This window comes from Microvirga yunnanensis (assembly GCF_025460875.1).
Window position 1 is genome coordinate 22,054 of sequence record NZ_JAMXFI010000092.1, and the last position, 10,004, is coordinate 32,057.

7 protein-coding genes are annotated in these 10,004 nt (G+C 61.9%); 4 read left to right on the forward strand and 3 right to left on the reverse strand.

Annotated features, from left to right (window positions below; translation table 11 throughout):
- Positions 1 to 149: 149 nt before the first annotated feature.
- Complete coding sequence (locus NF876_RS31285) at positions 150 to 557, reverse strand: nuclear transport factor 2 family protein (protein WP_210808472.1); 408 nt, start codon at positions 555 to 557, stop codon at positions 150 to 152.
- 429 nt (positions 558 to 986) lie between these two features.
- On the opposite strand from NF876_RS31285, the gene NF876_RS31290 reads away from it, so the two are divergent.
- On the forward strand, positions 987 to 1,886 hold the full coding sequence (locus NF876_RS31290) for a DMT family transporter (protein WP_210808474.1): 900 nt from the start codon (positions 987 to 989) through the stop codon (positions 1,884 to 1,886).
- Positions 1,887 to 2,058: 172 nt separating this feature from the next.
- On the opposite strand, the gene NF876_RS31295 is transcribed toward NF876_RS31290, so the two are convergent.
- Together NF876_RS31295 and NF876_RS31300 are read right to left on the reverse strand one after the other, a co-directional pair.
- On the reverse strand, positions 2,059 to 3,807 hold the full coding sequence (locus NF876_RS31295) for an adenylate/guanylate cyclase domain-containing protein (protein ID WP_210808476.1): 1,749 nt from the start codon (positions 3,805 to 3,807) through the stop codon (positions 2,059 to 2,061).
- A gap of 182 nt (positions 3,808 to 3,989) precedes the next feature.
- The gene (locus tag NF876_RS31300) at positions 3,990 to 5,756 is read right to left on the reverse strand and encodes an adenylate/guanylate cyclase domain-containing protein (protein WP_210808502.1); all 1,767 of its coding nucleotides are present in this window, start codon (positions 5,754 to 5,756) and stop codon (positions 3,990 to 3,992) included.
- Between the two features lie 916 nt (positions 5,757 to 6,672).
- Here NF876_RS31300 and NF876_RS31305 point away from each other — a divergent pair.
- The 3 genes from NF876_RS31305 to NF876_RS31315 all read left to right on the forward strand — a co-directional run.
- A complete protein-coding gene (locus tag NF876_RS31305) occupies positions 6,673 to 6,990 on the forward strand; it encodes a hypothetical protein (protein ID WP_210808478.1) in 318 nt (105 codons plus the stop codon).
- An 89-nt stretch (positions 6,991 to 7,079) separates the two neighbouring features.
- Positions 7,080 to 8,681, forward strand: a complete 1,602-nt coding sequence (locus NF876_RS31310) for an ABC transporter substrate-binding protein (protein ID WP_247654409.1) — start codon at positions 7,080 to 7,082, stop codon at positions 8,679 to 8,681.
- Positions 8,682 to 9,114: 433 nt separating this feature from the next.
- The coding region (locus NF876_RS31315) for an adenylate/guanylate cyclase domain-containing protein (protein WP_315975095.1) at positions 9,115 to 10,004 on the forward strand (890 nt) is incomplete at its 3' end.

Consider the following 10,004-nt stretch of genomic DNA (forward strand, 5'->3'; position numbering starts at 1 on the left):
CCTTCGAGCGTCTATCTTACCCAAGTGCTGGCCGGTGTGACGAGGATGTTCCGCAGACCGTCTTCTCGGGTTTACGCGCAGTACCCGGGCGTCGAGCCAGATCACGGCATTGGCACCGGGATCGGCAAAATGCTCGATATTCTCCAGCCCTAGGACGTCCTGACCAAGATCTGGTTCATGAGGAAACGGCTGGGCTGGGCGGTCTGGCCGGCCGGAGCAATCATGAAGGTGACGGGGACGTAGAGCTGGGCCACGCCTGGCTGGATCTCGATGACCTTGAGTTCGTCCGTCTTGGGATCGAGCGACCATGTGCCTTGGTACAGCGCCTCAAACCGCCTGAGCGCCGCCTCACGGCTCCAGATGGGCGCTCCCCGTGTGATCCAGAGAAACTGGGGGCTGTCGAGCAGCGTGTCGCCTACAGCCTTCGAGTCATGGGCGTTTTGGGCTGCAACGAACTTGCTGAACTGCGCCTTCACCTCGTCCTCGGTTCCGGCCTGAACGGAACCAGAGAAGATCATGAGAGCCGCCACCAGGGTGGTGCGTGAGCCTGTCCGCATGAGAGTCTCCTCCGGTGCCAGCCCCAGGACGCAGTTTACACCCGCTTGAGGTCATCACCCAGACGATGATGGGCTGCAACTCAGTTCCGTGTTCCAAAGCCCCTGACACGGATCAGTCCAGGCCCATGAACCATCCGGTCTGAAATCCCTTTCAATCTGTGAGCTGTTGAGGGTTCAGCGCGAGGGTTGATCCCAGGCCGGAAGGTCTCTTCGTGGTACTAGACCGACTTTATCAGGTTTTCTGAATTGGCATCGTTGACGGACTTTCATTGAGTTCGCTCAACGTTGCACTTTGATCCTGGTCGCGCCCAGAGGCTCGGCACGGCGGCACCGATTGACATTCTGGCTTTGCGGGAGCGAGGATGACGTGCAGCTCCCGCGGGCCACTGCTCCTGCCCAGGAGGCGGCAGCCATTGCGGGTCGATCGTCATGCCAGAGTTCGCCATTGAGCCCGGTGCGGTGAGCCGCCGCTGGCGTGGAGTTGCACTGGTGGCTGGTGCGGCCGCTGCCTGGAGCATCGCCGGGATCCTGACGCGGCTCACTGCGACGGACGCCTGGACCACGCTCTTCTGGCGCTCCATCTTCGCCGCTGCTTTTCTGTGCTGCTATATCGCATTTAAGGAGCGGGGCGATTGGCGGGCGGTGGTCAAACGCTTCGGTTGTCCGAGCCTCGGCATTGCAGTGGCATTTTCGGCAGCAATGATCTCCTTCATCACCGCACTGTATGAAACAACCGTCGCCAACGTCCTGTTCATCCAGGCAACGGCACCCTTCTTCGCGGCTCTCGGTGCCTGGCTCCTCATGCGTGAGCGGGTGTCAATGCACACCCTGGTGGCGATCTCGCTGGCGCTGCTCGGCGTTGGCATCATGGTCTCGGATTCAGCCGTGAGCGGCCGCTTACTCGGTGATCTTCTGTCCGTGATCGTCGCTGTCTGTTTGGCGGCCACCATTGTCGTCGCCCGGCGCTATCCGGATTTGCCGATGACGGACGCGATGTGCGCCGCATGCCTGATCACCGCTCTCGTCACCGCGCCTCTTGCCAGTCCCACAGAGGTTTCGCTGAACGATCTCATGCTGCTTGCCGTCTTTGGGATCTGTCAGATGGGCCTCGGGCTGGTCATGTTTTCAGCCGGCGTGCAGTTGATTCCGGCAGCGGAAGCGGGCCTTGTATCTGTCCTGGAAACGGTCCTGGCGCCCATCGGGGTCTGGCTGGCAGTCGGCGAAGTACCTGGCCCACTTGCCCTGATCGGAGGCGGTATCGTTATGATCGCGGTGCTTGGCCATCTGGTCACCGAGCGGCTCGATGAGCTCCGACACAGAGTGGCCTGAGCTTGATCGTCACGCCGACCTTTTGCTGCTGGGGCCTTGTCACAGGGAGCAGATGAAGAGCTGGATCGCTGCCCAGTACACCAAACAGGTTCAATGGCGGCTTGGAGCATCGCCCCATTGCGGTGCCGCCCTCGCCCCCGCATCCCCGATGAGCCGTGAAGCCAGCAATCCGTTAGGACGACATCCATTCGCTGAGGACCTGATCCATGTGCTCGCCCCAACGAGGGTTGAACCTGATCATCCTCGGCGTGATATCCCAGGCCGGATCACCGGAGGCGCGCATCTCCGTAAGCGCCGAGCGGGCGGTCTCTTGGTCTCCCAATGCCACTGCGCAGAGTGCCACCATCCTCAGCGCAGGCGACCAATGCGTGCGCAGGTCCAAAGCCTGCCGTGCCGCTTTCAGCCCTTTCTCGGGCTGGCCCGCAAAATAGCAGGCAAACGCCAATTGAAGGTTCCAGGCGAAGTTCTGGGGCTCAAGCGGGCTGAGTCTAAGCCCGTGTTCCAGCGGTTCAATCGCATCCTGCGCCCGGCCCGCATACAGCCGTGCCACCCCCGACATGATATGGCCCAGGGCAAAGCTCGGGCTGAGGCTCAGCGTATGATCCGCCGCCCTGATTGCAGCGTCGAACAATCCTGCGAACGTATGGCTGACCACAACGGCGTAGTGGGCGTACGGGTTCTTGTCATCAAGCTGAACGGCACGCACTGCGGCAGGGATGGCGGCCTGGAGGGCTGCGTCCGGATCATCGGCCCAGCCGTAGGCGACCAGACCGCTATAGGTCCGGCTCAACCAGATATAGCCGTCTGCTGCATCAGGCGCGATCTCGATAGCCTTCTTGAACAGGTCCAGGGCGGCGAGGTGGGTTGGGCGCGTGAACTTATGAAACTCCCACATTCCCCGACGCACAACGTCCCAAGCGGTGAGGTTCTGGGAAGGCCGACCAGCCATGCGCTGCCCTTCCTTCTGGAGAAGCTCGGGTTCAATCGCTCCTGCCACCTGCTCGGCAACCTCATCCTGAAGCCGGAAGATGTCCTCCAATTCACGCTCATATCGTTCGGCCCAAACCGAGCCTCCGGTCTCGCCCTCAGCCAGTTGGACTGAAATCCGGACTCGTGATCCGGAATAGCGCAGGGTGCCGCTCACGACATAAACGACCCCAAGTTGGCGAGCGATCTGCGTTACCTCGACCGCCTTGCCCTTGTAGGCGAAAGCCGAGTTTCGCGCGATGATGAACAGCCATCTCATCTTCGAGAGGATCGTGATGATGTCGTCGGTGATGCCGTCCGCCAGATACTCGTCCTCGACCTTTGAGGTCGTGAAGGGCAGAACAACCACTGAAGGCTTGTCAGGAATAGGCGGCGGGTCTCGTTGTGGAATGGATGCTCGATGTGACAGACGCACGCCGAAGATTGGGACCGGCTCGGCTATGTTCTTGACCTTCTGAGGACCGAAATCGTCGAAGCTGAGAGGAAGCACTCGTCGGACGAACTCATGGGCCGATCCTGAGAGGCAGATGCCCGATGGCGGGGCCAGCGCCTGAAGGCGGGCTGCGATGTTGATGGTGTCGCCGAGCAGATCGCCAGCACTGACGATGACATCGCCGACGTGGATGCCGATCCGGAACTGGAGGCGGTGCTCGTCGGGCGTGCCCTGACTGGCTTGCGCGAGAGCCTCTTGGACAGCGACGGCGCATTGGACGGCATCGACAACGCTGGGGAACTCGGCCAGGACGCTATCCCCAGCCGTATTGGCGATCCGCCCGCCGTGCTCGGCGATCAGCCGGTCCATCGCCTCACGGTGAGCCGCCAGGGTCCGCAGGGTTCCGACCTCATCCTGCTCCACAAGCCGCGCATAGCTCGCTACGTCAGCCGCGAGAACGGCTGCCAGGCGCCGCTCGACCCTGTGCTCCTGTGGACCCATGGGACCCTCGGTGCCGCTTCAGAGGGGATTCTGCGGCGAGTGGGGTGAGGTGTCCAGCCTTCGTCCAACATTTAGAGGTCCGCGGCTGTCAAGCTTGGCTCGGGAAGCAGCGGGCACCGATGAGTGCAGGAGAGCGCAATGAGAGTTTGCGCGAGGGCAGATGCTTGGGTATCCAACTTGGCCTATTCTGGTAGCCCTGCTTTTCGAAGCCCCGCCGCAATACGCCCTCTTAGGGGAGACGAAGGAGGCGTAACCTCAATCGCCTTTGAAACCGTCATGTCCGGGTAAGCCTCCAAGAACCGGGCCGCCGCTTGCTTGGCCTCCTCCAGCCGGTCAGCCGCAGCGTATGCGGCGATCAGAAGCCGGTAACCCCAGGCCGCATCGGGCTTCTCACAGAGACCTTTCTCGATCCATCGCGCCGCCTCGTCCCACTGGTCCTTGGCAAGATATGCGGCTCCGATCCCGATCAAGGCACTGAAGCGCATCGGGTCGAGCGGACTGAGACGCATGGCCCGCTGAAAATGCTCAATGGCGGTGTCGTATCTTCGCATGTAGGTGTTCGACCATCCGCTGCGAAGCCAAGCCCAAGCCGAGTTGGGGTCCAGCGTCAGCGCCTTCTCGACAGCGGCGAGCCCGAGGGCGACCTGACCGATAAGGTTGTATGCGGCACTCAGCACAGTCAGCACGAGAGGATCGTTGCTGTCGAGTGATGCGGCTTCCCGGGCGAGTTGGAGTGCCCTGGTTCTGGTCGTCGATGGATCGGAGGTCGTCATGGACATCACGCGTTGGGCATAGCACCATGCAGCGAGCGCCTTCGATAGTGCATATGTGGGGTCAAGATCCATTGCCTGTTCAGCCAGCCGAAGTCCTTCTGCCTTTTTATGAGGGTCTTGCGACCAGACGGCAGGCAGCGCCCGCATGACACAGCCATAGGCATCAAGGCTGTCAGGCCGCTTGCGCTTGGCCCACTCGATCTCGGAGAGGGTAATGGTCGGCTCAAGGGCTCCAACAATGGCCTCGGTCACCCGATCCTGAAGATCGAAGAGGTCCGTAACGTCCCCGTCGTACCGATCCGTCCAGATGTGGCTCCCCGTGGTGGCATCGATCAGTTGGGCAATAATGCGGAGCCGGTTTGCCACCCTGCGGACGCTGCCCTCCAGCACATACCGAACGCCAAGCTCGCGACTGACTTGGCGCACATCCACGGCCTTGCCTTTGTAGGTCGCGGTGGAGCTATAGGCGATGACGAAGAGCGAGCGAAAGCGTGAGAGGGCTGCAACGATCTCCTCGGTGAGACCATCGGCCAAGTAGTCCTGTTCGGGGCCGCCGCTCATGTTTCTAAGCGGAAGCACCGCAATCGAGGGCTTGTCGGGCAGGGGAAGCGGCTTAGCTTGCTCCTGTCCTGCTGGAATGACTGCGGTTGCCTTAAGCACGAAGGCTCGTACTGGCTCTTCGATGTTCTTGACTGTCTGTGGTCCGAGATCCTCGAAAGCATGGGGCAGAGTCTTTCGCACGTACCCGTAGGTGGCCTCGGAGATGCACAGGCCGCCAGGATCTGCGAGGCTCTCCAGCCGTGCGGCAATATTCACGCCGTCCCCGAGCAGATCTCCTGCACGCACCATCACGTCGCCGACATGAACCCCGATCCGAAACTGAAGACGGCGCTCCTCGGGAGTGCCCTGATTGGCCTGCACAAGAGCCTCCTGCACGGCCATGGCACATTGGACGGCATCAACGGCGCTGGGGAACTCAGCCAACACACTGTCGCCAGCGGTGTTGGCAATGCGTCCGCCATGTTCAGTGATCAGCCGGTCCATGACCTCGCGGTGCGCAGTCAGTGCCTTCAGGGTGCCGACCTCATCCCGTTCCATGAGGCGCGAGTAGCCTGCCATGTCAGCCGCGAAGATGGCTGCGAGCCGTCGCTCGACCTTGTGCTCCTGCGGACCCATCGGACCCTCGGTGCCGCTCCCGAACGAATTTTGCGGCGGACTGAGTGGAGTGTCCAGCCCACACCGGGGTAAGCAGGATTGGGGCCAGCACCGTCGTGTTACTCTTTCCCGCCACGGATTACCGTCAACCTTCGCATTAAGGGAGGCGGATCTGGGGGAGGGCGGCTCGTCGCCTCCACATCCGTAAAACGAGCCTTGCACTTTGGATCAAACTGGCTGGGAAACCCCTCCCACGGGAGGGGTTTCCTTGGGCAGTCGAAGGCGATCTGATCGATCAGGTCGCATAGCTGGATCTCCGCCCCGAGCTTTTCCGCCAACCGAGCCAGCCGATACCTGCCCCTTCCGGTAGGGGCAGAGGGGCAATCGATCCGAACGATCACCCAGGGGAACGCGGGACATCAGTGTTGCATTGCCCCAGGCCCTCATCGGCTCACTCAGGAACGGCAACAACCATGTTCGATAGCATGCCTTCGGCGCTGCTCACCCTTTTCCTCGCTTTCTGCGTTCTCTGGCTGATTGTGCGGGCTCTCCAAAAGCTAGTGTCATCTCGTCGGAAGACGCGCAGGTCCTCTCTGGAGGCGGAGCCAGAGCCTCCTCCGGGCCCTCATGAGCCGGCGGTGCCACGAGCGGGACACCCCGTATCCACCATCCCGGATGCCGCCGACGTTCTGGCTTTGAAGGCCGCCATCGACAATCTGGCACGGCAGGTTGCCGCTCTTGAGAGACGCTTGGCTTCTGGACCTGCAACCTCACAAGCGGACCACGCTGCCCCGATTCAGAACACACCGGAGCCGCGACCCGAACTGCCATCGGTGACACCAGATCATCGGATCTGAGAATGATCGTGCCTCGTACTTGGGCTCATCGGATGGTAAAATGAGGCTGGCTGAGGGGCCTTTCTGAACGGGAGGTCACGATGTACGCAGTGGTGCGCAAGGTCCCTATGCGGTCGATCGAGGAGGCCGCTCGCCGCGCGGTCGACGGCCTCGATCCCACGATGAAGCAAAGCCCTGGCTTTATCGGGTACTATGTCGTGCGCTTCGGGGATCAGACCGGCGGCTCGATCACGCTGTTCGAGACCCAAAGCGCTGCCCAGGAGGCGAACAGGAAGGCGCTCGACTGGATCAAGGCGAACTTGGCCGATCTCATCACAGGTGAGCCGGAGATTTCGGTGGGCGAGGTTCTGGGGGCTGTCACAGCCGAGGGGACGACGGGGCGCGCCTCGGCTGCCTAAGGCATCCGGGGCGGAGTTCGAAGTCACAAGGACATCTGTGCTCGACCCCGCTGCAAGTGAGGCCGAGCCGGAGCTGTGTGGAGGGTCCCATGAAGACAGCAGCCCTTCTCGCCATCCTCTGCGCGCCGGCCGTGCTGGCCGCAGCGCCGCTCTCCGCTAAAACCCTCGTCTACTGCTCCGAGGGCAGCCCGGAGAATTTCTACCCCGGCGTGAACACTACCGGCACCTCATCCGATGCCAGCGAGCCGATCTACGATCGCATCGTCGAGTTCGAGCGCGGCGGCACGAAGGTGGTGCCCGGCCTCGCCGAGACGTGGGACATCTCCGAGGACGGCCTCGTCTACACCTTCTACTTGCGCCATAACGCCCAATGGCAGTCCAACACGAACTTCAAGCCGACCCGCACCGCCAACGTGGACGACGTGATCTTCATGCTGGAGCGCCAGTGGAAGGAGGACAACCCGTACTTCAAGGTGACGAGCCCCAATCACTCCTACTTCGACGCCATGGGCATGCCCAAGCTGCTCAAGTCGGTGGAGAAGGTGGACGATTATACCGTCAAGGTGACCCTGAACCAGCCCGAGGCGCCGTTCCTGTCCGACCTTGCCATGGGGTTCGCTGCCGTCCAGTCAAAAGAATACGCCGACGCCATGCTCAAGGCGGGCACACCCGAGAAGATCGACCATGAGCCCATCGGGACGGGCCCGTTCTACCTGGTCCATTATCAGAAGGACGCTGTGATCCGCTACAAGGCCTTTGACGACTACTGGGGCGGCCGCGCCAGGATTGACGATCTCGTCTTCGCCATCACGCCGGACGCCTCGGTCCGCTGGGCCAAGCTCCAGAAGGGTGAATGCCATATTATGCCGTATCCGAACCCGGCCGATCTTGAGGCCATGAAGAAGGATCCGGACATCAGGATCCTGGAGCAGCCAGGCCTCAATGTCGGCTACCTCGCCTTCCAGACACAGAAGAAGCCATTCGATGACGTTCGCGTCCGGCAGGCCGTGAGCATGGCGATCAATAAAAAGGCCATCGTTGATGCGGTCTATCTCTCCACGGGCGTGGCAGCGAAGAACCCGATCCCGCCGACCATGTGGTCCTACAATGATGCGGTGAAGGACTACGATTACGATCCTAATGCTGCCAGGAAGCTCCTCGCGGAAGCAGGTTACCCGAACGGCTTCGAGACCGATCTCTGGGCGATGCCGGTGCAGCGTCCCTACATGCCGAATGCCCAGCGTGTCGCCGAGCTCATGCAGGCCGACCTCGCCAAGATCGGCGTGAAGGCCGAGATCAAGAGCTTCGAGTGGGGCGAGTACCGCAAGCGCATGCAGGCGGGCGAGCACCAGCTGGGCCTCATGGGCTGGACGGGCGACAACGGCGACCCGGACAACTTCCTGTCCAGCCTCCTCAACTGCACCTCGGCCGAGAGTACCTCTGGCGGGAACGTGGCGCGGTGGTGCTACAAGCCGTTCGACGATCTCGTCATGAAGGCGAAGACCACGACCGACCAGGCCGAGCGCACGAAGCTCTACGAGCAGGCTCAGGTGATCTTCAAGGAGCAGGCGCCCTGGTTCACCATCGCCCATGCGGTGCAGTTGAAGCCAATACGCAAGGAAGTGACCGACTTCAAGCTCTCGCCCTTCGGCCGCCACACATTCTACGGGGTGGACATCCAGGGCAAGTAAGGGCGATCCCACGCCCGGGCGGAGCGACTTCAGAGCGCCTTGGGGTCATTGTCCGAGCGACGAGATCCAGCATTAATTCCGGCCTGGAGAATAAGGGGAGACGGCCGCCGGCCACGGGTGTGGGGGCCTCTATGAAGATCAGGGAGGGTTCTCCACGCACTGCCCCTGTCCGCTACCAAACCCGCGTCGTCTGACTCATCAGCCTCCTCGTAGACATCATCGTAACAGCTCTTGGGTAAGAGATATCGGAGACCGCGAACGCCATCGCCTAAAGCCGTCCTCGAAGGACCACTCTTCCGCGCAATTGGCCTCCAGTTGTCATATGCCCGGAGGGGCGGCTCCCAACGTGGCTGCGGCTCTTCTCACGCCTGACGTTATCGGGTACGCTGAACAATCTTCCCACCGGCTCTGCCTGTGCAAGCAGGGGGATGCAATGACGATACGCCGTCTTGCCGCCATCATGGCTGCCGATGTCGTCAGCTATTCCGCCATCATGGAGAGCGACGAAGAGGGCACCCTTACGCGACTGAAGGGCATACAACGGGAGATCATCCAGGGAAAGGTCCTCGCCCACGGCGGACGGATCGTCAAGACGATGGGCGATGGCTTCCTGGCCGAATTCGCCAGTCCGCTTGAGGCTCTCAAATCCGCTGTGGCGATCCAGGGCGAAGTGGCCGCTAGGGAGCAAGACGTTTCCGTTCACCCGATGAGCCTGAGGATGGCGATCAACCTGGGCGACATCCTTGTTGACGACGACGGCGACATCTTCGGGGACGATGTGAACATCGCCGCCCGGCTTCAGATGCTCGCTGAGCCGGGATGTATCGTCGTGTCGGGGAAGGTCTTCGAGGAGGTTGCAGGCAAGCTTGACTGCGGCTTTGAAGACCGGGGGCAGCAACGCGTCAAGAACATCTCGCGCCCCATCCATGTCTATGCCGTGCGTCCCGGCGAGGGGCTCAGGACCACACGGATCGGCAGCTCGCACCTGAAGCAGGAAATCAGCTTCTGCCGGGCGCCGGACGGCGTGCGGCTGGCGTGGGCGAAGGTCGGGCATGGCCCGCCGCTGGTCAAACCCGGCAATTGGGTGGGTCATCTGGAGGACGACTGGGAAAGCCCGGTTTGGCATCACGTCCTTGAACGCCTGGCCCGCCGCTACACGCTGATCCGCCACGACTCCCGCGGCAACGGGCTGTCCGACTGGGAGGTGGGCGAGCTCTCCGTGGAGGCATGGGTCAGCGATCTCGAGAGCGTGGTCGATGCTGCCGGGGTCGCTCGCTTTGTCCTTCTCGGCATCTCGCAGGGGTGCGCTGTCTCCATTGCCTA

Coding starts and splice junctions, on each gene's coding strand:
- NF876_RS31285 (WP_210808472.1), bottom strand. CDS start 557: ATGCGGACAGGCTCACGCACCACCCTGGTGGCGGCTCTCATGATCTTC.
- NF876_RS31290 (WP_210808474.1), top strand. CDS start 987: ATGCCAGAGTTCGCCATTGAGCCCGGTGCGGTGAGCCGCCGCTGGCGT.
- NF876_RS31295 (WP_210808476.1), bottom strand. CDS start 3,807: ATGGGTCCACAGGAGCACAGGGTCGAGCGGCGCCTGGCAGCCGTTCTC.
- NF876_RS31300 (WP_210808502.1), bottom strand. CDS start 5,756: ATGGGTCCGCAGGAGCACAAGGTCGAGCGACGGCTCGCAGCCATCTTC.
- NF876_RS31305 (WP_210808478.1), top strand. CDS start 6,673: ATGTACGCAGTGGTGCGCAAGGTCCCTATGCGGTCGATCGAGGAGGCC.
- NF876_RS31310 (WP_247654409.1), top strand. CDS start 7,080: ATGAAGACAGCAGCCCTTCTCGCCATCCTCTGCGCGCCGGCCGTGCTG.